Source organism: Pseudomonas sp. 43NM1 (genome assembly GCF_002836905.1).
GTDB classification, from domain to species: Bacteria; Pseudomonadota; Gammaproteobacteria; order Pseudomonadales; family Pseudomonadaceae; genus Aquipseudomonas; species Aquipseudomonas prosekii.
In genome coordinates this window covers 54,396-79,208 of sequence record NZ_MKGS01000102.1, presented here as the reverse complement: position 1 = coordinate 79,208, position 24,813 = coordinate 54,396, and the positions used below count along the sequence as shown (strand labels likewise).

Genomic DNA, 24,813 nt, shown 5'->3' with positions numbered 1-24,813 from the left:
CTTTGGCGCCCTGGCCGGCAACGCCGGCGGCAGCGGTGCGGGCGGGCTGGCGGCGGGCGGCGGCAGTACGGGCAGCGTCCCGGCGGCGGTGAACAACATCTTCAACGACGGCGGCGTGGTCAATACCAACTACTTGCCGGATGTCACGCCACCGACCGTGTCCAGCATCGTCGTCGCCAACACCAACCTGAATTCCGGCGGCACCTCATTGGTAACCATCACCTTCAGTGAGGCGGTGAACGGTTTCACCAACGCCGACCTGACCGTCGCCAACGGCACGCTGAGCGCGGTGAGCAGCAGCGACGGCGGCATTACCTGGACCGCGACCCTGACGGCCGCCGGCAATATCAATGCGCCGACCAACGCCATCACCCTCAACACCTCAGGTGTGCAGGATCTGGCCGGCAACATCGGCACCGGCACCGGCACTTCCAACAATTACGTGATCAACGACACCGTGGCGCCGACCGCGAGCATCGTCGTCGCCGACAACGCCCTGAACAGCAGCGAAACCTCGCTGGTGACTATCACCTTCAGTGAGGCCGTGACCGGTTTCACCAACGCCGACCTGACCATCGCCAACGGCACGCTCACAGCGGTGAGCAGCAGCGACGGCGGCATCACTTGGACGGCAACCTTCACCCCAACCGCCGGCGTGACCGATAGCACCAACCTCATCACGCTGGACAAGACCGGCGTGCAAGACCTGTCCGGCAACGCCGGGCTTGGCGTCATCAACTCGAACAATTACGCGATCGACACCCAGCGCCCAACCGCGACGATCGTGATGGCGGACACCGCGCTGAGAATCGGCGATACCTCGCTGGTGACCATCACCTTCAGCGAAGCCGTAAGCGGTTTCACCAACGCTGATCTGACCCTCGTCAATGGCAGCATGACGGCGGTCAGCAGCAGCGACGGCGGCATCACCTGGACGGGCACCTTTACCCCGAGCGCGAGCATCACCGACACGAGCAACGTGATCACCTTGGCCAACACCGGGGTCAGCGATCTGGCAGGCAACGCCGGCACGGGCACCACCGATTCCGCCAACTATACGATCGACACCCAGCGCCCGACCGCGACCATCGTGCTCGCCGACAGCAACCTGAGCGCCGGTGAAACCTCGCTGGTGACTATCACCTTCAGCGAAGCGGTCAGCGGGTTTACCAACGCTGACCTGAGCATCGCCAACGGCACACTGAGCGCGGTGAGCAGCAGCGATGGCGGCATCACCTGGACTGCAACTTTCACCCCGACTGCCGGTATCACTGACACAACCAACATCATCACCCTGGCCAACACCGGCGTGGCTGACCTGGCAGGTAACACGGGCAGTGGCACCAGCAACTCCGGCAATTACATCGTCGACACCGTGCGCCCGACCGCGACCATTGTCTTGGCCGACACCGCGCTGAAAATCGGCGACACCTCGCTGGTGACCATCACGTTCAGCCAAGCGGTTACCGGTTTCACCAACGCTGATCTGACCATCGCCAACGGCACGCTCAGCGCCGTGAGCAGCAGCGATGGCGGGATTACCTGGACGGCGACGCTCACGCCGACCGCCAGCATCACCGACGCGACCAACATCATCACCCTGGACAACACCGGCATTCAGGCCGCCAGTTCCGGCAACGTCGGCACGGGCGTCAGCAATTCCGGCAACTACTCCGTCGACACCGTGCGCCCGACGGCGACCATTGTGTTGGCCGACACCGCGCTGAAAATCGGCGACACGTCGCTAGTGACCATCACCTTCAGTGAAGCCGTGAGCGGTTTCACCAACGCTGACCTGACCATTGCCAACGGCACATTGACGGCGGTGAGCAGCGCCGATGGCGGGATTACCTGGACCGCAACGTTCACGCCGACCACCAGCATCACCGACGCGACCAACCTGATCACCCTCGACAACACCGGCGTAGCCGACTTGGCGGGCAACGCCGGCAGCGGCACCACCGATTCCAATAATTACGCGATCGACACCGTGCGCCCGACGGCGACTATCGTCCTCGCGGACCCGACCCTGAGCGTCGGCGAGACCTCGCTGGTGACCATCACCTTCAGCGAAGCGGTAAGCGGTTTCACCAACGCCGACCTGGCGATTGCCAACGGCACATTGACTGCCGTCAGCAGCGCCGACGGCGGCATCACCTGGACCGCGACTTTCACCCCGACCGCTGGCGTCAAGGACATGACCAACATCATCACCTTGGCCAACACCGGCATCGCTGACCTGGCTGGCAATGCGGGCACAGGCACCACCAACTCCGGCAACTACACCATCGACACCGTGGCGCCGACCGCGACCATCGTGGTCGCCGACAATGCGCTGAACATCGGCGAAACCTCGCTGGTGACCATCACCTTCTCCGAGGCCGTGACCGGATTCACCAACGCCGACTTGACCATCGCCAACGGCACGTTGACGGCGGTCAGCAGCGGCGATGGCGGCATCACTTGGACGGCGACCTTCACCCCGACTAACGCCATCACTGATGCGAGCAACCTGATCACCCTGAACAACACCGGCGTACAAGCCGCTGTCTCTGGCAACGTCGGCGTCGGCAGCACCGATTCGAACAACTACGCCATCGACACCGTGCGCCCAACCGCCACCATCGTCGTCGCCGACCCGACCCTGGCCCTCGGCCAGACTTCGGTGGTGACCATCACCTTCAACGAAGCGGTAACCGGCCTGACCCTCGCCGATTTCACGGTACAAAACGGCACCTTGAGCGGCCTTACCACCAGCGACAACATCACCTACACCGCGACCTTCACGCCGGTCGGCAGCGTCAACGACGCGACCAATATCATCACGCTGAACAACACCGGCGTGGCGGACGTGGCCGGTAACGTCGGCGCGGGCACCACCGATTCCAACAACTACGTGATCGACAGCCTGCGCCCGACCGCCACCATCGTCGTTGCCGACCCAACCCTGAGTGCCGGCGAAACCTCCTTGGTGACCATCACTTTCAGCGAGGCGGTCAGCGGTTTCGACAACAGTGATTTGAGCGTTCCCAACGGCACGCTGAGCGCGGTCAGCAGTAGCGATGGCGGCATTACCTGGACCGCCACGTTCACCCCGACAGTCGGCGTCAAAGACACCACTAACCTGATCACGCTGAACAATGCCGGCGTGACCGACATTGCCGGCAACGCGGGCGTTGGCGTCAGCAACTCGGCCAACTTCACCATCGACACCGTGCTGCCGACCGCCTCCGTTGTGGTTGCTGACAACGCACTGAGCGTGGGTGAAACGTCGCTGGTAACCATCACTTTCAGCGAAGCGGTCAGCGGATTCAGCAACGCCGATTTGACCGTTGCCAACGGCACACTCAGCGCGGTCAGCAGCAGCGATGGCGGGATTACCTGGACCGCTACTTTCACGCCGACCGATGCGATAACCGACACCACAAACCTGATCACCCTCGACAACAGCGGCGTGGTCAATGCGTCCGGCAACGCTGGCGTCGGCACCACCGACTCGAACAACTACGCAATCGACACCGCGCGCCCAAGCGCAACTATCGTTGTTGCCAACGATGCATTGGCGCTGGGCCAGACTTCGCTGGTGACTATCACCTTCAGCGAAGCCGTGAGCGGTTTCAGCAATGCCGATCTGAACGTTGCCAATGGCACGTTGAGCGCGGTCAGCAGCAGCGACGGCGGCGTGACCTGGACCGCGACGTTCACCCCGATTACCGGCATCAACGACGCTAGCAACGTCATCACACTGAACAATGCCGGCGTCACCGATCTGGCCGGCAACGCTGGGGCGGGCCTGACCGATTCCAACAACTACGTGATCGACAGCGCGCCTCCAACCGCAACCATCGTGTTGAGCGACACCACGCTGAAACCCGGCGAAACTTCGCTGGTAACCATCACTTTCAGTGAAGCGGTGAGCGGTTTCGACAACGCCGATTTAAGCGTCGCCAACGGCACGCTGAGCGCGGTCAGCAGCAGCGACGGCGGGATCACCTGGACCGCCACGTTCACCCCGACCGCCGGCATCACCGACGCCAGCAACCTGATCAGCCTGAACAACAGCGGCATCGCCGATCTGGCCGGCAACACCGGCGCCGGCACCACCGATTCCGCCAATTACGTGGTCGAAACCCAAGTGCCGACCGCGACCATCGTCGTCGCCGATAACGCCCTCCAGGCTGGCGAAACGTCGGTGGTGACCATCACCTTCAGCGAAGCGGTCAGCGGTTTCAGCAACGCCGACCTGAGCATCGCCAATGGCACGTTGAGCAATGTGTTGTCGAGCGACGGCGGCATCACTTGGACCGCGACGTTCACGCCCACCGAAAACATCACCGATACGAGCAACCTGATCAGCCTCGACAACAGCGGCGTGATCAACGCATCGGGCAACAGTGGTGTGGGCAGCTCCGATTCCAACAACTATGCGATCGACACCGCGCGGCCAACCGCGACCATCGCCGTCGCGGATAACCGTTTGGGCATCGGCCAGACCACCACGGTGACCATCACGTTCATCGAGGCCGTTGCCGGTTTCGACCTTTCGGACCTCAGCGTTGCCAACGGCACGCTGAGCAATTTGCTCAGCAACGACGGCGGCAAGACCTGGACCGCGACGCTGACGCCGACCGCCAATATCAGCGACACCAGCAACCTGATCCTGCTCGACAGCAGCAACGTGGTCGACGCCGCAGGCAATGCTGGCGCGGGGATCGCGATCTCCAACAACTACACGCTGGACGCGACGCGCCCGACCGCAACCATCGTCGTCGCCAACCCGAACCTGGGCATCGGCCAGAGCTCTTTGGTGACCATCACTTTCACTGAAACCGTCAGTGATTTTGATCTCTCGGACCTCAGCGTGACCAACGGCGAGCTGACCAATCTGGCCAGCAGCGACGGCGGTAAAACCTGGACCGCGACCTTCACGCCGACCGCGAATATCAGCGACCCGAGCAACTTCATCGCGCTCGACACCAGCAACGTCGCCGACCTCTCCGGCAACAGCGGCGCGGGCGTTGCGGTGTCCAACAACTACGTGATCGACGGCGAGCCGCCGAGCGCCACGGTGGTGGTCGCCAACCCGAACCTGGGCGTCGGCCAAACCTCGCTGGTGACCTTCACCTTCAACGAAGCGGTGAGCGGTTTTGACCTCTCCGACATCAGCGTCGCCAACGGCGCTCTGTCCGATCTGGCCAGCAGTGACGGCGGCAAAACCTGGACCGCGACGCTGACCCCGACCGGTAACTTGAGCAACGCCAACAACGCGATCAGTTTGAACCTCGCCGGCGTCACCGATGGCTCGGGCAATGCCGGCAGCGGCAGCACGCAATCCAACGGTTATGCGATCAACACCGTGACCGCGCCGTCGACCACGGTTGTCGTGGTCCCGCCGGATCCGGAGTTCCGCGTCTCGCAACCGGTGGTGGTGATTGATCAACCGCGCGTGCCGCTGCAACCGATGATCTTCGCCGCGCCGACCGGCACGCTCGCTTCGCCGCTGACCTTTGCGCCGTTGTTCGAAGATCGGGTCTTGGGCGACGGCATTCGCCCGCTCGGGGATATTTTCATCAATCGCGGCGCATTGGCACCGAGCTACCTGGCGCAAGTGTTCGGCAGCAGCGACAGCGCGGGCGACGGTTCCGGCCACGGCTTTCTCGGGTTTGGCGGCGGCGATGGCGGGGTGTTTGGCAGCAGCACGCTGTCGAGCCTGTTCCATCAGGACGGCGATAACGGGCGCGATTCGTTGAACGCTTTCGGCAGCCGTTCGATCAGCAGCGGCGATGTTTCCCAAGGGCTGCGCGGGGTGTTCGGCGCGCCGTCGCTGACTCAGCAATTACAGGAAATCAAAGACACCGAGCAACGGCAGGTCGATAGCCTGGCCGCAGCTTTGCACCACGTCGGCATCAGCGAAATGCAGGCTTGAACCACACCATAATTCAGTGCGGCACCTAGGGGCGATCCAGGGATGAAAAGAAGTCATAAGCTATTCGGCGCCAGCCTGCTGGCGCTGGCGATCAGCGGTTGTGCAGTGAAGAGCGATCCGATTGAGCGCAGCGTCAGTGAACAACGTGCCAGAAGCGATATGCAGAACATGTTCACCGGTCAGGAGCCGCTCAGCGGCCCGTTGACCTTGCACCAGGCGATGGCTCGCGCGGTGAAGTACAACCTCGAAGGCCGGCTGAAAATCATGGAAGAGGCCCTGGCCAAACGCCAACTCGACCTCGCCAGTTTCGACATGCTGCCGCGCATGGCGCTCGACGCCGGTTATGCCGGGCGCAGCAACCAGGGCGCATCGAGCAGCCAAAGCGTGCTGACCGGCACTCAGTCGCTGGAACCGTCGACCTCGCAGGACCGTGACCGCCGCGTCGCCGACCTGACCATGGTGTGGAACGTCCTCGATTTCGGCGTCAGCTACATCAGCGCCAAGCAGCAGGGCGACCAACGCCTGATCGTCCAGGAACGTCGGCGCAAAGTCATCAACACCATCGTTCAAGATGTGCGCTCGGCGTATTGGCGTGCAGTGGCTGCCGAACGTCTGCTTACGCAAATTGACAGCCTCGCGGCGCGGGTCGATACCGCGCGCAAAAACAGTCAGAGCATGAGCGATCAGCGCATCGGCGACCCAGTGGTTGCGCTGGGTTATCAGCGTTCGCTGATCGAGGCGACGCGTCAGTTGCAAGAGCAGCGCCGCGCGTTGTCGCTGGCGAAAACCGAGCTGTCGACGCTGATCAACCTGCCGATGGGCACTGACCTGAAATTGGCCACGCCGGACGACTACACGATTCCGCAATTGAAAGTCGCCATGACCAGCCTCGAACACGAAGCGCTGGCCAGCCGTCCAGAGCTGCGCGAGCAGGATTACCAGACGCGCATCAGCACCGCCGAAACCCGCAAAGCCATGTTGCGCCTGTTGCCGGGGCTGGAGTTTTCCGCTGGCGGGCACTACGACAGCAACTCGTTTCTGGTCAACGACAAGTGGGCCGACTACGGCGTCAAACTGACCTGGAACCTGTTCAACGTGATCTCCGCGCCAGCGGCAATCAACGTCGCCAAGGCTGGCGAAGAAGTCGCCAAGGCACGGCGTCAGGCGATGTCGATTGCGGTGCTGGCGCAGCTCTACGTGGCCAACGCGAACTATCAGGAAGCGCTGCATCAGTTCCAGACCAACCAGGAGCTGTCGAGCATCGACGGGCAGATTCTCGGTCAGTTGCGCAACCGCCATCAGGCTGCCGGCCTCGGTGAACTGGACCTGATTCAAGGTGAATTGAACACCTTGCAAGCGGACCTGCGACGCGACTTGTCGTACGCCGATTTGCGCAACGCGTACGGACAGATCTTCGCCAGCGCCGGGCTCGATCCGATGCCGGATGAAGTGCAATCCACCGAAGTGCAGTCGATCGCCAATGCGTTGGCCAGTCGCGAAGCCGCGTGGGCGTCGGGCAACATTGCCGTGCCGGTGGCCAGTGTCCCGGCCGAATAACCTGCTGGCGCCGACCGCCAGCATCAGCCGTGCACAACGCGAGGCGCGCAACGGCCATCGCGGCACGGCGATTTTGCTCACCGGGTTGCCCGCGGCGGGCAAATCGACCCTGGCCCAGGCGTTGCACGCCGCGTTGTTCGAGCGCGGCGTGCAAAGCGTGGTACTCGATGGCGACGGGCTGCGCGTTGGGCTCAATCGCGATTTGGGATTTGCTGACAGCGACCGTCAGGAAAACATCCGTCGTGCCAGTGAACTGGCGGCGTTGCTGGTCGAGAACGGGCAGATTGTGATTCTGGCGATGATCGCGCCGTTGCTCGAATTGCGCGAAATCTTCGCCCAGCGCCTCGGCGCGGATTACCACGAAGTCTGGTGCAGCGCCTCGCTTGTGGTGTGCGAGCAGCGCGACCCGAAAGGTCATTACGCCCGCGCGCGTCGCGGCGATCTGGCGGGGTTCACCGGCGTTTCCGCGCCGTACCAGTCGCCACTCTCGGCCGCGCTGGTGCTCGACACCGGCGGACAATCGGTCGAGGCCTGTCTGCAGCGCTTGCTGACTTGGCTGGGCGACTGCGCGGTGCTGCCAGCACCATGAGTCGCGCGGCGTTTTCGCGCTTGCCGGTGACGGTGGATTTGCCGTTGCTGTTGCAGGCGTTGGCGGCGATTGGCGAGGACGAATGGCGCGGTCATTTCAACAGTGCCTACTACGCCGGCGACTGGAGCGGCGTGGCGCTGATTTCCGCGGCTGATGCGCTGACCGAATTATCGCCGGGCCTCGGCCAGCCGCTGCTGCGCGCACCGTGGCAGCGTGATGGGCGCTGGCCGCAGGGCTTGCGCGAGTTGCCGTTGGAAATCGTCTCGGCGCGTCTGTTGCGGCTAGGTCCGGGCGGGCAAATTCATGAACATCGCGACTATGATCTCGCTGAGCCGGATGCGGATCTGCGTCTGCATATTCCGCTGTTGAGCCCGGCGCACGTGGACTTTTTCCTTGATGGCCAGCGCATGCCGATGGCGGCGGGGGAATGCTGGTTTCTCGACCTGTCGCGACCGCATCGCGTGGACAATCGCGACTGCTCGGCCCGCGTGCATCTGGTCCTCGATTGCCGGCCCGGTGCGTGGTTGCAGCAGGCGATTAGCGAGGGTTTGGCGACGACGCCTGCGCCTCCTGTCGCGGAGGGCGCCTTGCTGCAATTTCAGCGGCTGGTGGCGGGTGATTTGCAATTGTCGCAAGCGTTACAGGGTTTGACCGACAGCGAAGTGTTCATTGCCCGCACGCTGGCGCTGGCAGCCGAACGCGGCTTGGTGTTTTCGCGCGAAGAATTGCGCGCGGCAATGCGCAACGGACGTCGGCAATGGAATGAACAATGGAACGCTTGAACCTCGACGGCTGGCTGCCGATTCGCATCTGGCAGCAGGCCGGCGAATGGCGGGTTGATTGGTGCTGGTTTGGTGATACGCCGCTGCATCAGCCGTTCTTTCGCGAAGCGGTGGACGCTGCGCTGCGCTTGCCGTTCAACCAGGCATTTCGGCGGCAGACGCCGTTGGCCGTGCTCGGTGAGTGGCGGGCGATCAGCCCTGGATTGGCGCCGAGTGCGTTTATCTTTCACGCGTCGCGTTGTGGCTCGACGTTGATCAGCCAAATGCTCGCCCAACTCGACAATCACATTGTCATCAGCGAACCGCCGCCGCTGGACACGCTGCTGCGCAGTGATTTGCCAGCGGCGGAGCGGCGCAGCGCGATTGCAGGTTTGTTGTCGGCGTACGGCCAGCGTCGGCGCGGCGTGGAGCAGCGGCTGGTGATCAAACTGGACGCGTGGAACATCGCCGAGCTGCCGCTGTTGCGTGAATGTTTTCCTGCGACGCCCTGGATGTTTGTCTATCGCGACCCGCTGGAGATTGCCGTTTCGCACTCGCGCCGTCCGGGCATGCACATGGTGCCGGGGATGATTGGCGCGAGTGGGCTGGATGATGGATTGCCGTTTGATGGCCACGAGGCTTACATCGCGCGACGGCTGGGGCGATTGCTGGAAATGGCCGCCGCGCATTGCCGGGACTATGAAGGGTTGGCGGTGAATTACCGCGAATTACCTGGAGCGATGGCGGGGCGCTTGGCTGAGTTCTTTGCGTTGGATGCGGTTCAGCGCGAGCAGGTATTTGCAGCGGTCGGGCGGCACGCGAAACAGCCGACCGAAGTATTTGTCGGCGATAGCCAAAGCAAACGGCGCGAAGCCTCGCCACAGCTGCGCGAATGCGTGGAGCGCTGGGCGCGCGGGCCTTACGAGGTGCTGGGCGGCGGGTTTTTTGGCGACAGTGACGACGCCATCGCGAGCAGGCTCACTCCTACATTTGATCTCCAGTGAACACAAATTTCACGCACGCCCCATAACCCTGTAGGAGTGAGCCTGCTCGCGATAGCAACAGTCAATCCAACACAAACCCGCCTGACCACACGCCCAAAATCGCCTCAAGACTTCGAAGACAAATCCGCCATCCCTTTGAGCAGTTCAATCGGCAGCGGAAAGACAATCGTCGAAGTCTTGTCGCCGGCAATCGAGCACTTGCTGGATATCCACATTTAATCAAGCGCTGGGTGGGCGATTTTACGGCGTCAGCGATGGCGCCTTCGCGCGCACGCCTCGCTCCCGCAGTGGACCGCGTATACCCTGTAGAAGCGAGGCTTGCCCGCGAATGATTTCCCAATCACCCAGGAGCGCCCCATGGAATCCCCAACCCACAGCCTGCCGTCCCTGTTCAAACAACTCGGCCTGGCCAGCGATCCGATCAGCATCGACCAATTCATCGCCACCCATTCACCGCTCAAACCTGAATTGCATCTGGCAGACGCGTTTTTCTGGAGCAAGAGCCAGGCACAGTTTTTACGCGATGAGATTCTCGAAGACGCGGATTGGGCGGAGGTGGTGGATCAGTTGAATGTGTTGTTGCGCAAGGGGCGGGATGCTTGAAACCTTCTGAAGGAAATCACTTAGCTGACCAGACCATCCGCTGTTCGAGCAATAGGTAAAACCGGTTCCCACTCGTCGAGCGAATATGTTTCAAAACTTGACCAAGTTTCCCCGGCAATGAGATATTGATAGTTAGCAAACTAACAGTGTGTCTTCCCGTGTCTCAAAACCTCGATGCTCTCCAGATGAATATCAGCAGTTCGATGGTGGTCGCCGCCAGGCATTGGCGCAAGATCTGCCAGACCACGCTGGTCAATTATGGAATTTCCGAAGCCTGTGCCGTGCCGTTGTTGATGATCGGGCGGTTGGGCGAGGGTGTGCGTCAGGTCACGGTGGCGCAGGCGGCGGGGATGGAAAGTCCTTCGCTGGTGCGCTTGCTCGATCAGTTGTGTCATTCCGGTTACGTGCGCCGCACTGAAGATGCGCAGGATCGTCGGGCCAAGTGCCTGAGCCTGACCGACACCGGCCGTGAATTGGTGCAAGCCGTTGAAGTCGAGCTGGTGCGGTTGCGTCATGAGGTGCTGGAAGGCATCGACCAGAGTGATCTTGAAGCCGCGCTGCGGGTGCTGCGGGCGTTCGAAGGCGCCAACCATCCGTCGGTGATTCAGTCTTGAACGGTTTTTTTACCGGCGTTCCCTCGGCGCGAGACTGGTTTTATGGCGTGCGCACGTTTGCCGCGTCGATGATCGCGTTGTACATCGCCATGCTCATGCAGATGCCGCGTCCTTATTGGGCGATGGCCACCGTGTATATCGTCTCCAGCCCGTTTGTCGGGCCGACCAGTTCCAAGGCGTTGTACCGCGCCATCGGCACCTTCATGGGCGCGGCGGCGGCGGTGTTTTTTGTGCCGATGTTTGTGCAGAGCCCGTACGTGCTGGTGGTGATTATTGCGCTGTGGACCGGGACGCTGCTGTTTCTGTCCCTGCACCTGCGCACCGCCAACAGTTACGCGCTGATGCTCGCCGGTTACACCTTGCCGCTGATCGCTTTGCCGGTGCTGGATAACCCGTTGGCGGTGTGGGACATCGCCGAGGCGCGGACCGAAGAGATCTTCCTCGGCATCGCCGTCGCCGCCGTGGTGGGCGCGATGTTCTGGCCGCGACGGCTGGCGCCGGTGTTCAACGATTCGGTAAACAAATGGTTCGCCGATGCCTCCACCTACAGCCAACGGTTCCTCAGCCGCAACGTGCAACCGGAGGAAGTCAGCGCCTTGCGCTCGGCGATGGTTGCCACGTTCAACAGCCTCGAACTGATGATCGGCCAGTTGCCGCACGAAGGCGCGCGGCCGCAAACCGTGCGCAATACCAAGGAATTGCGCGGGCGGATGATCCATTTATTGCCGGTGATCGATGCCCTCGACGACGCGCTGTATGCGTTGGAGCGGCGCACCCCGGAGCTGGTCGACAAGTTCGCACCGCTGCTGGCCGCGACCTCCGAATGGCTGGAGCACAAGGACGCCGATCTCGCTCGCTGGCAGGCCTTGAAAAATCAAATCGAAGCGCTGCAGCCGAGCCCCGAAGCGCTGGATGATCGCAAGCAATTGCTGTTTTCCAATGCGCTGTATCGTCTCGGCGAATGGGTCGATTTGTGGCAAGACTGCCGCAGCCTGCAATTCGCCATTCAGTGTGAAAGCCAGGACAGTTGGCGCGCGGTGTATCGGCACTGGCGGCTCGGTCGGCTGACACCGTTTCTGGATCGTGGGCTGATGTTCTACTCGGCCATGTCCACGGTCAGCGCGATCATTGTCGCCTCGGTTCTGTGGATTCTGCTCGGCTGGACCGACGGCGGCAGCGCGGTGATTCTGGCGGCGGTGGCGTGCAGTTTTTTCGCCTCGATGGACGACCCGGCGCCGCAGATTTTCCGCTTCTTTTTCTGGACTGCAATGTCGGTGTTGTTCGCCAGTCTTTACCTGTTTCTGGTGCTGCCGAACCTGCACGATTTTCCGATGCTGGTGCTGGCGTTTTCCGTGCCGTTTATCTGCATCGGCACGCTCACGGTCAAACCGCAGTTTTACCTCGGCATGCTGCTGACGCTGGTCAACACCTCGTCGTTCATCAGCATTCAGGGCGCCTACGACGCGGACTTCCTCAGCTTCGCCAACTCCAACCTGGCCGGGCCGATCGGTTTGTTGTTCGCATTTGTCTGGACGTTGATCGCGCGGCCATTCGGCGCGGAACTGGCGGCCAAGCGCCTGACGCGTTTCAGCTGGCGCGACATCGTCAGCCTGACCGAACCGGCGACGTTGTCCGAGCATCGCAAGTTGGGCGTGCAGATGCTCGACCGCTTGATGCAGCACTTGCCGCGTCTGGGCCTGATCGGCCAGGACACCGGTGTCGCGCTGCGTGAAGTGCGGGTGGCGCTGAACCTGCTCGACCTGCTCGCTTACACGCCACGCGTGGTCGGCGCGCCGCAGGTGTTGCTGCACCAAGTGGTGGCCGAGGTTGGCGGATACTTCAAGGCGTGCCTGAAGGCTGGCGAGCGTTTGCCGGCGCCGAGTCCGCTGCTGATGACCCTTGATCGCACCCGCCGCGCGCTGAACACCGAATGCGACGAAGGCGCGCGCCTGCATTTGCTGCACGCCTTGAGCGGGCTGCGTCTGGCGCTGCTGCCAGGGGTTGAATTCGTCGGCTCCAGCGCACTCGAAGAACCGCTTCCGCATGGCATCGATGGAGCGCCTTTATGATCGGTGATCTGGATATCAGCGGGGTGTTCCTGCCCACGCTGCTGGTGCTGATGGGCATTACGTACGTGATTTACCTGCTGGTGCACGGGTTGCTCACGCGCCTGCACTTTTACCGTCTGGTCTGGCACCGGGCATTGTTCAACGTGGCTCTCTACGCTTTGCTGCTCGGCGCCGTGGACTCACTCAGTCGATACCTGATGACATGAAAAAACCTTTTTTGACCCTTGGCCGCGTGGTGTTGACGCTGCTGATCGTGACCTTCGCCGTTGTCGTGGTCTGGCGCATGGTGATGTATTACATGTTCGCGCCGTGGACCCGTGACGGGCACATTCGCGCCGACATCGTGCAGATCGCCCCGGACGTTTCCGGGCTGATCCAGCAGGTGCAAGTGCGCGACAACCAACTGGTGCAACGCGGCCAAGTGCTGTTCAGCATCGACCAGGACCGTTTCAAACTGGCCCTGCGCCAAGCCAAAGCGGCGGTCGCCGACCGTCAGGAAACCCTGGCCCAAGCGCAACGTGAAGCCAAGCGTAACCGTGGCCTCGGCAATCTGGTGCCGGGCGAGCAACTGGAAGAAAGCCAGTCACGCGTTGCCCGCGCCGAAGTTGCGCTGATGGAAGCGCAAGTGGCGGTAGACAGTGCTCAGCTCAACCTCGATCGCTCGACCATTCGCAGCCCGGTCGACGGCTACATCAACGACCGGGCGCCGCGCGCGCAGGAATTCGTCACCGCCGGGCGGCCAGTGTTGTCGGTGGTCGACAGCAATTCCTTCCACATCGATGGCTATTTCGAAGAGACCAAACTCGACGGTATTCACGTCGGCATGGGCGTCGATATTCGCGTGATCGGCGACCGCGCTCGCCTGCGCGGCCACGTCGAAAGCATCGTCGCTGGCATCGAGGACCGCGACCGCAGCAGCGGCAGCAACCTGTTGCCGAACGTCAACCCGGCGTTCAGTTGGGTGCGGCTGGCGCAGCGGATTCCGGTGCGCATCGCTTTCGACGAAGTGCCGGCGGATTTCCGCATGATCGCCGGGCGCACTGCGACCGTTTCGATCATTGACGACAACACCGAGGAGCCGGCGAAATGAGCAAAGCCTCGGCTTTGGCGGTGGCCGGTTTAGGCCTGTTGCTGTCGGCGTGTCAGGTGGTCGGCCCGGATTACCAGTTACCCGACGACGCTGCCGTTCATCGTGAAGACCTGCAAGGCAACCTCGCGGCCAACGACAAAGACGTGGTGTCGGCACCGGTGCCGGGCGATTGGTGGCGCTTGTATCAGGACCCGCGCCTGGATCAACTGGTCCAGCAAGCCATGGCGTCCAACACCGATTTGCGCGTCGCAGCGGCCAACCTGTCACGGGCGCGGGCGCAGGTTGACGAGGCGCAAGCGGCGGGCGGCTGGAGCGGCGGCGTCAAGCTCGGCGCGCAGCGATTGCAGGAATCCGGTGAGGCGTTTTTGCTGGCCGACAAAGTGCCGGTGGCCAACGTTGGTGACATTGGCATTACCACTTCTTATCAGTTCGATTTGTTCGGCACTTTGCAGCGCGGGATCGAAGCGGCTCAGGCCAATGCCGACGCCACGCAAGCGGCGGCGGACACGGCGCGCATCACCTTGGTCGCCGACGTGGTTCGGGCCTACACGCAAGTCTGCGCGGCCAACGAAGAACGCGAAATCGCCCAGCATTCCCTCGACCTGCAAGCGCAGAGCACCACCCTGACCCAACGTCTGCGCGACGCCGGGCGTGGCGATGAAACCCAGGTCACGCGTTCGCAAACCCAATTCAAATCGTTGCGCGCCGACATGCCGCGTTATGAAGCGCTGCGTCAGGCGGGCCTGTTCCGTTTGTCGATGTTGCTGGCCAAACCGCTGAATCAACTGCCGGCCGGCACTGACAGCTGCGCCGAGCTGCCGAAGATTGCGCAATTGTTGCCGGTCGGTGACGGCGCAACCTTGCTCAAGCGCCGCCCGGATGTGCGACAAGCGGAACGTCGCTTGGCCGCCGCGACCGCCGGCATCGGCATCGCCACGGGCGAGTTGTACCCGGACATCAGCATCGGCGCGTCCGTCGGCACCGTTGGTCTGCTGGAAAACCTTGGCAAACCTGCGGCCAATCGCTGGGGTTTCGGCCCGTTGCTGAACTGGACCGTGCCGTCCAACGGCTCGCGCGCGCGAATCCGCCAGGCCGAAGCTTCGACCCAAGGCGCGCTGGCGCACTTTGACGGCGTGGTGCTCAACGCGATTCGTGAAACGCAAACCGGGCTCGCGCAGTACACCGCGCTGCTGCAACGCCGCGATGCGCTGGCCGACGCCGAGCAATCCGCGCAACTGGCGGCGGACCAGACACACCGCTTCTTCCAGGCTGGCCGCGCGTCATTCCTCGCCGACCTGCAAGCGACCCGCACCTACACCGATGTCACCGCGCAACTGGCCGCCGCCAACACCCAGGTTGCGATGAGCCAGATCGATTTGTTCCTCGCCCTCGGCGGCGGTTGGGAAAGCGGACGAACGCAAGCGTCACAACCCGGCAAACCCTGAGGCCGTTGCTATGCTTTGACTTGATGAGATCGCGCGACGATTTCATCAAGCAAGGCTCGCGTTGGTCATGGGGACTCTAATAATGAAAAACCCTTATGCTCCCGGCTTCTGGTGCGCTATTGCGGCGTTGGTGCTGCTCTCGGCCACCTATTTCTACGGCATCATGCTCGCCCATCAGATCGACAAGGCGCTGGTGTTCCTCGACAGCGCAGCGGCGCTGATTGCGGTGATGTCCATCGTCGTGGTTGCCTGGTCCTCGGTGCAGGGCGCACGCATCAAGAAACGACACCTCGAACAAGGCAAGACCCGCGTGCTGATCTGGGACACCAAGGTTGCGCTGCGCCGGGTCGAAACGGTGTTCGACCGCTATTTCTGGGGCAGTTACTGGCAGCCGGGGCGCACGTTCCAGGAAGTCATGGGCGAACTCACCGGCACGCCGCTGGAAAAAAGCCTCGAAGCCTTGAAAACCCAATGCCTGGCGCTCGACAAGCAAGTCACCGAAGAAGGCTGGCACTGGCTCAACAATGCCCGCGAGCTCTGCGATGTCGCCAACGCGATGGCCCGCGAGCGCTATCAACTGGACTTCTGCGACCCGCGCGCGGAAATCATGGGCGGGGCGGTGATCAATCGCGATTTCGAAGTGCTGGTCTACACGTGGACGGCACGGCTGAAGAGCTTTGATCATCAGCTGGATGAGATTGAAGTGCAGTATTCCTGAATCTGTGTTCGCAGGTCTGACGCCTTCGCGGGCAAGCCTCGCTCCTACGGGGGATCGCATTCTCCTTGTAGGAGCGAGGCTTGCCCGCGAAGGCGTTTTCATGAGCGCCGAAACTCTCAACCCCGATACAGGGTCCATAGACACTCTTTCACCTTTAAACATTGGGCCTTCGCGCCGCGCAAATGCTAATCTCCACCGCACTTTCAGCACAGTCGCGACCACAACCCGACATGGGTTCAGGGAAGACGACCACATTTCAACAACGGACATTGATCGGGTAATTCATGAATAAATCAGCAGGCGTGCTTCTTGGAATTGTCGTCGCCATCGGTGCCATCAGCGCCGGCGGGGCGTGGTACACCGGCACTAAACTGGAAGGCGTTCTGACGTCCTCCGTGGCGGACGCCAACAAGGAGCTGCAAACCGCGCTGGTAGGCTCCAACGGCAACGCGTCGCTGGAACTGGTGTCCGTGGAACGTGGCGTATTCAGCAGCACCGCGCATTACCGCCTCAAGGGTGAAGGCGAAATGTTCGGCCCGGCGCCGGTCGAATTGCTCTTCGTCGATCGCGTCGAACACGGCCCGCTGCCGTTCTCGCGCCTGGTTTCGCTGAAATGGCTGCCGGTGATGGCGACCAACCACTTCGAACTGGAAAAAACCCCGACCACCGAAAAATGGTTCGCGGCCGCCAACGGCCAGTCGCCGGTCAAAGGTGTGGTCAATATCGGTTACGACAAGTCCACCAACGGCAATTTCGAATTGCTGCCGCTGGAAGTGGCCCTGGATGACAAGTCGAGCCTGAAGTTCTCCGGCCTGAACATGGACGTCGATGCCAGCGCCGAGGCCAAGAAGGTCAAGGCCAACGGCTACATGGACAGCCTGAAGCTGACCACCGTGTCGGAAGATCAGGCACCGGTGCTGGTCGAGCTGAACGGCTTGACCCTGGCAAGCAATCTGGCCAAGAGCACCTACGGTTATTACACCGGCGAAAACACCATCGAGCTGACCAGCAGCAAAACCACGTTCGGCGCCAAGCAATCGGTGGTCGGCGTGAACAAGTTCGAGATGAAAAACCAGACTGAAGAATCCGGCACCAGCGCTTCCGGGCGTGCCGATTACAAGGTTGGCGAAATCACGTTCAACGGTAAAACCGTCGGTTCCGCGCAAATGGCCATGAGCCTGAAGAACCTTGATATCCCGGCGACCATGTCGTTGATGGAAATCTACCAGGACAAATTGCAGCCATACGAAAAGGCTGCCGCTGAAGCCGCTGCCGCCGGTCTGCCGGCGCCAGAGCTGAACCTGACTCCGGCCGAAGAAGCCCAGGTCAAGGCTGGCCTGGAAAAACTCCTGGCCGGTGGCCCGCAGTTCGCGCTGGAAAATCTGTCGTTCAAAAGCGAAAACGGCGAGAGCCGCGCCAACCTGGTGGTCGACCTGACCAAACCAGCCTCGATGGACCTGCCGCCAGATCAACTGGTGCGCCAGTTGCTCGCGCTGCTTGACCTCAACGTGCAGGTGTCCAAGCCAATGCTGGTTGACCTGCTGAGCCTGCAGGCCCAAGCGGATGGCCAGACCGACGCCAAGCTGATCGTCGATCAGGCAACCGCCACCAGCGACATGTTCAGCAGCATGGCGGTGGGCACGCAACTGGCGACGATTGACGGCACCAACGTGGTGACCAAACTGCATTACGCGAACAATCAGGTAGATTTCAACGGCCAGAAAATGACCGTTGAGCAGTTCGTCAGCTTCGTCATGAGCAAACTCGGCGGCGCTGGGCAAATCCAGTAAACCCAAGGGTTTCAACGCAAACGCCCGGCCTGAAGTGCCGGGCGTTTTGCTGTCCGGGGTTTGAGAATCCGCTGATCACGAGGAGCCGAATGTCACGAATCTGAACAAATATTGTGTTCTCAATAGCTGACCGCTTTCGCATGCAAGACTGCGCCCCGATACGCTGGCTGGGTCCTCCCGACCCAGCTTTCCATCACGAATGGGCAAAGGGGCATTGCGACCCGGCTGGCCATGTAAGGATGCTGACGAATGCCGCGTTTTGCAGGTCCCTTTATTCATCGTGGCTTACGCCCGTTGTTTCGCGTTGCGCTGTGCAGCCAATTGCTCTGGCCTGCGCTGGCGTTCGCCGACACGCCTTACGATCAGTCGGTGCGCGATGCGCGCGCGGGCAATTACGCGCCCGCGCTGACGCTGCTGCGTCAGGTGCCGCCGAACCAGGCCACCACCGGCCAGGTCAGCGATCACTTGCAGATCGCCAGTTGGGCCAGCCTCGACGCCGAAGTGGTGCAGGTCTATGAAACCCAGGGGCGCAACCTCGCGCTGCCGGTTCAGGCGTTGACCGCGACCGCGCGCGCGTATCGCAACCTCAAGCGCTGGGACGCCGCGACCGACGTCTACAACAAGGCGTTGGCGCTGGAACCGCAGAACACCGACCTGCAACTTGGCTTGGCCCTGACCCAGGCTGACGCCGGCAAACCCGATGCTTCGGTGACCCGCGCCAAAGCCCTGGTGGCGGCGAAACCGGACGACGCCACCCGGCGCATGGCGCTGGCGTATGCCTTGACCCGCGCCGGCAATAATTACGACGCGCTGTTCGAGTACGATCAGGCGTTCATCCGCGCCGGCAGCAAACCTGAAGTCGCCCGTGAATACCTCACCGCGCTGCAACGTGCGCGCCTGCCGGAACCGGCGCTGCGTCTGGCCAAGCAACGGCCGGGGCTGATCGATCCGGTGCAGACGCGTCGCCTCGAAGGTGATCTGGCCGCCGAGCGCGTGCGTCTGGCCGAACTGGCGACGCGCAACGAAAAAGACCGTTACGTGATCGCTGATCGTGCGCTCGCCGATTACGACAAATTGCTCGCCACGTGGAGCCCGGACCCAAGCGCCCGCGAGGACGTCACGCGCTGGCGCATCGACCGCATGGGCGCGCTCAAGGCCCGCGCGCGCAGCGCTGAAGTCATCAGCGAATATCAAAAACTGCAGGCCGAAGGCGTGAAGATTCCGACCTACGCCTTACGCTGGGTGGCTTCGTCCTACCTCGACCAGCGTCAGCCGGAAATCGCCACCGACCTCTATCGCCAAGTGCTGGTAGCGCCGGATGCCGACGTCGGCAATCGCCTCGAAGATAGCACCGCGCTGTATTACGCGTTGCTCGAAAGCGACAACGCTGACGAGGCACGCAGCGTCGCCGAGAACCTGGCGAAATCGCAGAAGCCGCGCGTCGAACTCAAGGGTTTGCCGGCCGGTAACCCCAACGATGAATGGATGGACGCGCAGCAACTCGCCGCGCAAGCCGGGACCTACGGCGCTGATCTGCCGACCGGTGAACAGCGCTTGCAGACCTTGGTCGATCAGGCGCCGGGCAATACCGGTTTGCGTCTGGCGCAGGCTGACTTGTCGCTGGCGCGCGGGTTGCCGCGCCGCGCCGAACTGCAGCTCAAGGAAACCGAGAGCATGGTGCCGCGCGACGTTGGCCTCGAAGTGGCGCAGGCGCACACCGCAATGGAATTGCAGGAATGGCGGCAGATGGACGTGCTCACCGACGACGTTGCCGCGCGTTACCCGGACAACCGTCAGGTCCAGCGTTTGCAGCGTCAGCGTGAAGTGCATGACATGGCCGAACTGCGCGTGCAGAGCTACGGCGGCAAAAGTTATGGCGGCAGCGACAGCAACGCCGGCGCGGTCACCGGGAGCAAGGATTTCGGGATCGAAAGCGTGCTGTACAGCCCGCCGATCGACGAAGACTGGCGCGTGTTCGCCGGTGCCGGTTACGCCACTGGCGATTTCCAGGAAGGCACCGGGCGCGACCGCACGCAACGCCTCGGCGTCGAGCGCCGTACCCGCGACATGACCCTCGAAGCGGAAGTGTCCAATCACAATTACGGCTACGGCAACAAACAAGGCGCGCGTCTGGCGATTGCCCGCGACATCAACGATCACTGGCAGTACGGCGGCAGCCTCGCGTACCTCTCGGCCGACACACCGTTGCGCGCGCTCAACAGCGACATCAGCGCCAACGGTGGCAGCGCGTTCCTGCGCTGGCGCGCCAATGAAAGCCGCGAATGGCGACTGGCCGTCAGCCCTTCGCATTTCAGCGATGGCAACAACCGCGTTGAAGCTTTGCTGACCGGACGCGAAGGCGTCTACACCACGCCGAAGATGCAAGTCGACGTCGGCCTCGAAGTCGGCACCAGCCACAACTCGGCGTCCGAAGACGTGCCGTACTTCAACCCGAAATCAGACTTCAGCGTGCTGCCGACGGTCAACGTCAACCACGTGCTGTATCGCCGTTACGAAACCTCCTGGAGCCAGCAGTTCCAGGCCGGTGCGGGCACTTACAGCCAACGCGATCACGGCACCGCCGGCCTCGGCCTGCTGGGCTACGGCCAGCGCTACAGCTGGAATGACGTATTCGAGGTGGGCGGTCTGGTGACGGTCATCAACCGGCCTTATGACGGCGATCGCGAAACCGATCTGCGCCTGCTCGTCGACTTCACTTTCCGCTTCTAGAAGAGTTTGAAAATGCCTTTTATCTCGCGTTTCATCCTTTTGCTGGGAGCGTTGCTGATCAGCGCCTGCGCCCAGCAAGCCCCGGCGTTCACGCCGCCCTCCGAGCGCCCGGTGCCGGTCAACGAAAAGCCGTGGCCGAAAAACCACGTGCTCGGCATCGCCTACCACGACGTCGAAGACCGTGACCCCGATCAAGCGGTGGTCGCGGTGCGCACCGAGCGCATGATCGAGCAACTGGCGTGGCTGCGCGAAAACAACTACAAACCGGTCACCGTCGACCAGATCATGGCCGCGCGCAACGGTGGCCCGGAACTGCCGCCGAAAGCCATCCTGCTGAGTTTCGACGACGGTTATGCGAGCTTCTACACCCGCGTCCTGCCGGTGCTGCGCGCCTACAACTGGCACGCGTTGCTGGCGCCGGTCGGGTCCTGGATCGACACGCCGCTGAACCAACCGGTGGATTTCGCCGGCACTCCGCGCCAGCGCTCGGACTTCCTCACCTGGGATCAGGTCCGCGAGATCTCCCAATCCGGTCTGGTGGAAATCGCCGCGCACACCGACGCCAGCCACAAAGGCGTGTTGGCCAACCCGCAAGGCAACTTGCAACCGGCCGCTGCGACCCGTGGCTATGATCCGGCGAAAGGTCGCTACGAAAGCGAAGCCGAGTTCCAGGCGCGGATGCGTGCCGACGTCGCCGCCATCACCGAGAAAATCCGCAAAGTCACCGGCTACAAACCGCGTGTCTGGGTCTGGCCGTATGGCGCGGCGGACGGCAGCACGCTGCAAGTGGTCAACGAGCAGGGCTACCAAATGGCCCTGACGCTCGACGACGGCCTCGATTCCCTCGACAACCTGATGAGCGGCCCACGTTTTCTGGTGGCCTCAGACCCGGACAGCGAACGCTTCGCCAACAGCGTCGTCGGCGTGCAATCGACGTCGCCGATGCGCGTGGTGCACGTCGACCTGGATAACGTCTACGACCCGGACCCGGCGCAACAGGAAGTCAACCTCGGCAAACTGATCCAGCGCATGTCCGACATGGGCGCCAACACTGTGTTCCTGCAAGCCTTCGCCGACCCGAAGGGCGACGGCCTGGTGCACGCGTTGTACTTCCCCAACCGCCACTTGCCGGTGCGCGCCGACATCTTTGATCGGGTCGCCTGGCAGTTGCGCACTCGCGCTCACGTCAAAGTCTATGCGTGGATGCCGGTGCTGAGTTTCGGCCTCGATGCGAAGCTGCCGCGCGTGACCCGCTGGGACCCGAAAACCGGCGCCACTTCGGTCGACCCGGACCAGTACAAACGCCTGTCGCCGTACGACCCGAACGTGCGCCGGATCATCGGTGAAATCTACGAAGACGTGGCCCGCCTGACTTCGGTCGACGGCATTCTTTACCACGACGATGCGGTGATGTCGGACTTCGAAGACGCCGGCCCCGACGCGTTCAAGGTCTACGCCGCCAACGGCTTGCCGGGCTCGATTGCCGCGCTGCGCGATGACCCTGCGACGCTGCAACGCTGGACGCGTTTCAAGAGCCGTTACCTGATCGATTTCACTAACGAACTGACGGCCAAGGTCCGTGCCATTCGCGGCCCGCAGGTGCAAACCGCGCGCAATATCTTTGCCGAACCGATGCTCAATCCCGAGAGCGAAGCGTGGTTCGCGCAGAACCTCGACGACTTCCTCGGCACCTACGACTGGACGGCGCCGATGGCCATGCCGCTGATGGAAAAACAGACCTACGCGCAATCCGGGCCTTGGCTCGAAGCGCTGGTGGCGACGGTCAAGGCACGTCCCGGAGCGCTCGATCGCACGGTGTTCGAGTTGCAGGCCAAAGACTGGACCAAACAAACCGATTCCGACATCAAAGGCGCGCAACTCGCCGACTGGATGGGCCGCCTCAAGCGTCAGGGCGCCGTCAGTTTTGGTTACTACCCGGACAATTTCCTCGAGAACCAGCCGGACCTGAAAGCCGTGCGGCCCGCGCTCTCCAACAAGTGGAATCCATAACATGCTGGACAGACTGCTGGCCCTGCTGGTACTGGCGATCGTCCTCGGGATACCCCTGGGGCTGATCTTCCTGGTCACCGGCCAATTCCTGATGGACTTCGTGTTCTTTTATCCACTGTTCATGTCGGCGCTGTGGATCGCCGGTGGCCTGTATTTCTGGCTGCACTGGGAGCGTCACTGGCCATGGAAGGACGACACGCTGCCGCCGCCATTGGCCGGCGAGCCGCTGATCTCGATCCTGATCCCTTGCTACAACGAAGGTGACAACGCCGCCGACACCATCCACGCGGCGCTGGCCCAGCATTACCCGAACATCGAAGTGATCGCGATCAACGACGGTTCCAAGGACAACACCGCCGCCGTGCTCGACGCCTTGGCCGAACAAGACCCGCGTTTGCGCGTGCTGCACCTTGCGGAAAACCAGGGCAAAGCCGTGGCCCTGCGCATGGGTGCCATCGCCGCGCGCAGCGAATACTTGGTGTGCATCGACGGTGACGCGCTGCTGGCGCCGAACACCGCGGCGTATCTGGTCGCGCCAATGCTCGACAACGCGCGTCTCGGCGCCGTGACCGGCAACCCGCGCATTCGTACGCGTTCAACCTTGATCGGGCGGGTGCAGGTCGGTGAATTCTCCTCGATCATCGGTTTGATCAAGCGCACGCAACGGGTGTTCGGGCGGATCTTTACCGTGTCCGGGGTGATCGTCGCGTTCCGCCGTTCGGCGCTGCACCGTGTCGGTTACTGGAGCACCGACATGATCACCGAAGACATCGACATCAGCTGGAAGCTGCAACTGGACCACTGGAGCATCTTTTACGAGCCGCGCGCGTTGTGCTGGATTCTGATGCCGGAAACCCTCGGCGGCCTGTGGAAGCAGCGTCTGCGCTGGGCTCAGGGCGGCGCCGAAGTGCTGTTCAAGAACATCCGGGGCATCTGGCAATACCGCCACCGTTACCTGTGGCCGCTGCTGTTCGAATACTGCCTGTCCACCGGTTGGGCCTTCACGTTTCTGCTGTCGGTGGTGTTCTGGGTGGTCGGCAAATACGTTGAAATGCCGGAAGCCATCGCCGTGCATAACCTGTTGCCGCCAGCCTTCACCGGGTTGCTGCTGGCGCTGGTGTGCCTGATGCAATTTGCGGTGAGCATCCTGATCGACCGGCGTTATGAGAAAGGCCTGGGCAAGACGATGTTCTGGGTCATCTGGTATCCGCTGGTGTTCTGGTTCGTCAGCCTGCTGACGACGCTGGTGAGTTTCCCCAAGGTGCTGTTTGGTCAGCATCAAAAACGTGCGCGCTGGGTCAGTCCGGACCGGGGCATCAAACCGCTGGTTGATGAGGAAGAAGAGGTCATCAAATGAAAATCATCAGAACCCGACAGCGCCCGATCCTGCTGGTTATCGACGCATTGTTCACCGTGCTGGCGTGGGTCGGCCTGCTGTATATGCTGATCCGCGGATTGTGGCCGTTGATTGATACTCGCGGCGGCGCCTTGATCGAGCCGTCGGCGTTTGACGCGCTGGGCACCTTGCAGATTTATTTGTGGGTGGCGGTGGTCAACGCGCTGATCCTGGTGACCTGGGCGCGTTATCAGCATCGCAAAAGCCGAAGTTACGCCCAGCGCCGACTCGCCGCGCCGGTGGTCGATGACCACGGTTTGAGCAAGAGCTTCAAGATCACCGGCGATGGTCTGGCGCAATTGCGCGCACCGGGTTCGATGACGATTCACAACAATCAGGACGGCGACGTCAGCCATGTGGTCCCGCATTATTTGCCGCTGAATGCGCCGCTGCAGCGACCATTGGTGATTCGCTTGCCGGCCGAAGATGACGTGAGCGGGCGCCGCTGAGTCATCTTTCAAATGACCCCTTGTAGGAGCGAGGCTTGCCCGCGAAGGCGTCCTTGAGATCG

The 24,813-nt window shown here is 62.2% G+C and carries 16 protein-coding genes and 2 pseudogenes; 17 read left to right on the top strand and 1 reads right to left on the bottom strand.

What is annotated here, in order from left to right:
- The 5 genes from BI292_RS10010 to BI292_RS09990 all read left to right on the top strand — a co-directional run.
- Positions 1 to 5,926: S-layer family protein (locus BI292_RS10010; protein WP_101207783.1), on the top strand; the 5,926-nt coding region annotated here is incomplete at its 5' end.
- A gap of 42 nt (positions 5,927 to 5,968) precedes the next feature.
- Entirely contained in the window at positions 5,969 to 7,483 is a 1,515-nt protein-coding gene (locus BI292_RS10005; protein ID WP_092275291.1) for a TolC family protein, read from the top strand.
- Entirely contained in the window at positions 7,467 to 8,072 is a 606-nt protein-coding gene (gene cysC / locus BI292_RS10000) for an adenylyl-sulfate kinase (RefSeq protein WP_092275287.1), read from the top strand. Before BI292_RS10005 ends, cysC begins: the two co-directional genes overlap by 17 nt.
- Complete coding sequence (locus BI292_RS09995) at positions 8,069 to 8,854, top strand: aspartyl/asparaginyl beta-hydroxylase domain-containing protein (RefSeq protein WP_101207782.1); 786 nt, start codon at positions 8,069 to 8,071, stop codon at positions 8,852 to 8,854. The genes cysC and BI292_RS09995 overlap by 4 nt, the downstream gene beginning before the upstream one ends.
- Positions 8,842 to 9,837, top strand: coding sequence for a sulfotransferase family protein (locus BI292_RS09990; protein ID WP_101207781.1), 996 nt, complete (start codon positions 8,842 to 8,844; stop codon positions 9,835 to 9,837). The genes BI292_RS09995 and BI292_RS09990 overlap by 13 nt, the downstream gene beginning before the upstream one ends.
- 104 nt (positions 9,838 to 9,941) lie before the next feature.
- Here BI292_RS09990 and BI292_RS28765 read toward each other — a convergent pair.
- Positions 9,942 to 10,034, bottom strand: a pseudogene (locus BI292_RS28765) (slipin family protein); the annotation flags it as partial.
- 160 nt (positions 10,035 to 10,194) lie between these two features.
- Here BI292_RS28765 and BI292_RS09985 point away from each other — a divergent pair.
- The 12 genes and pseudogenes from BI292_RS09985 to pgaD all read left to right on the top strand — a co-directional run bounded on the left by BI292_RS09985 (position 10,195) and on the right by pgaD (position 24,777).
- Positions 10,195 to 10,440 carry a DUF2789 domain-containing protein gene (locus BI292_RS09985; RefSeq protein ID WP_101207780.1) on the top strand — a complete coding sequence of 82 codons (246 nt, stop codon included), beginning with the start codon at positions 10,195 to 10,197 and terminating at the stop codon, positions 10,438 to 10,440.
- A gap of 185 nt (positions 10,441 to 10,625) precedes the next feature.
- Positions 10,626 to 11,054: a MarR family winged helix-turn-helix transcriptional regulator gene (locus BI292_RS09980; protein WP_092275275.1), complete on the top strand. Its 429-nt coding sequence runs from the start codon at positions 10,626 to 10,628 to the stop codon at positions 11,052 to 11,054.
- Positions 11,051 to 13,123 (top strand): FUSC family protein, encoded by a 2,073-nt coding sequence (locus tag BI292_RS09975; RefSeq protein ID WP_101207779.1) that lies wholly within the window; start codon positions 11,051 to 11,053, stop codon positions 13,121 to 13,123. Before BI292_RS09980 ends, BI292_RS09975 begins: the two co-directional genes overlap by 4 nt.
- A complete protein-coding gene (locus BI292_RS09970; protein ID WP_008034684.1) occupies positions 13,120 to 13,329 on the top strand; it encodes a DUF1656 domain-containing protein in 210 nt (69 codons plus the stop codon). Before BI292_RS09975 ends, BI292_RS09970 begins: the two co-directional genes overlap by 4 nt.
- Positions 13,326 to 14,213 (top strand): HlyD family secretion protein, encoded by an 888-nt coding sequence (locus BI292_RS09965; protein ID WP_101207778.1) that lies wholly within the window; start codon positions 13,326 to 13,328, stop codon positions 14,211 to 14,213. The genes BI292_RS09970 and BI292_RS09965 overlap by 4 nt, the downstream gene beginning before the upstream one ends.
- The gene (locus BI292_RS09960) at positions 14,210 to 15,658 is read left to right on the top strand and encodes an efflux transporter outer membrane subunit (RefSeq protein ID WP_101207777.1); all 1,449 of its coding nucleotides are present in this window, start codon (positions 14,210 to 14,212) and stop codon (positions 15,656 to 15,658) included. Before BI292_RS09965 ends, BI292_RS09960 begins: the two co-directional genes overlap by 4 nt.
- Before the next feature lie 82 nt (positions 15,659 to 15,740).
- Positions 15,741 to 16,376, top strand: a complete 636-nt coding sequence (locus BI292_RS09955) for an NADH:ubiquinone oxidoreductase subunit N (RefSeq protein WP_101207776.1) — start codon at positions 15,741 to 15,743, stop codon at positions 16,374 to 16,376.
- Positions 16,377 to 16,660: 284 nt separating this feature from the next.
- Positions 16,661 to 18,166, top strand: coding sequence for a YdgA family protein (locus tag BI292_RS09950; RefSeq protein WP_092275259.1), 1,506 nt, complete (start codon positions 16,661 to 16,663; stop codon positions 18,164 to 18,166).
- Positions 18,167 to 18,415: 249 nt separating this feature from the next.
- Positions 18,416 to 20,896 (top strand): poly-beta-1,6 N-acetyl-D-glucosamine export porin PgaA, encoded by a 2,481-nt coding sequence (gene pgaA, locus BI292_RS09945; RefSeq protein WP_101207775.1) that lies wholly within the window; start codon positions 18,416 to 18,418, stop codon positions 20,894 to 20,896.
- Positions 20,897 to 20,908: 12 nt separating this feature from the next.
- Positions 20,909 to 22,906, top strand: a complete 1,998-nt coding sequence (gene pgaB / locus BI292_RS09940) for a poly-beta-1,6-N-acetyl-D-glucosamine N-deacetylase PgaB (RefSeq protein ID WP_101207774.1) — start codon at positions 20,909 to 20,911, stop codon at positions 22,904 to 22,906.
- 1 nt (position 22,907) lies between these two features.
- A complete protein-coding gene (gene pgaC / locus BI292_RS09935; protein WP_092275250.1) occupies positions 22,908 to 24,263 on the top strand; it encodes a poly-beta-1,6-N-acetyl-D-glucosamine synthase in 1,356 nt (451 codons plus the stop codon).
- Positions 24,260 to 24,777 (top strand): annotated as a pseudogene (gene pgaD, locus BI292_RS09930) (poly-beta-1,6-N-acetyl-D-glucosamine biosynthesis protein PgaD). Before pgaC ends, pgaD begins: the two are co-directional and overlap by 4 nt.
- The last annotated feature ends 36 nt before the right edge of the window (positions 24,778 to 24,813 follow it).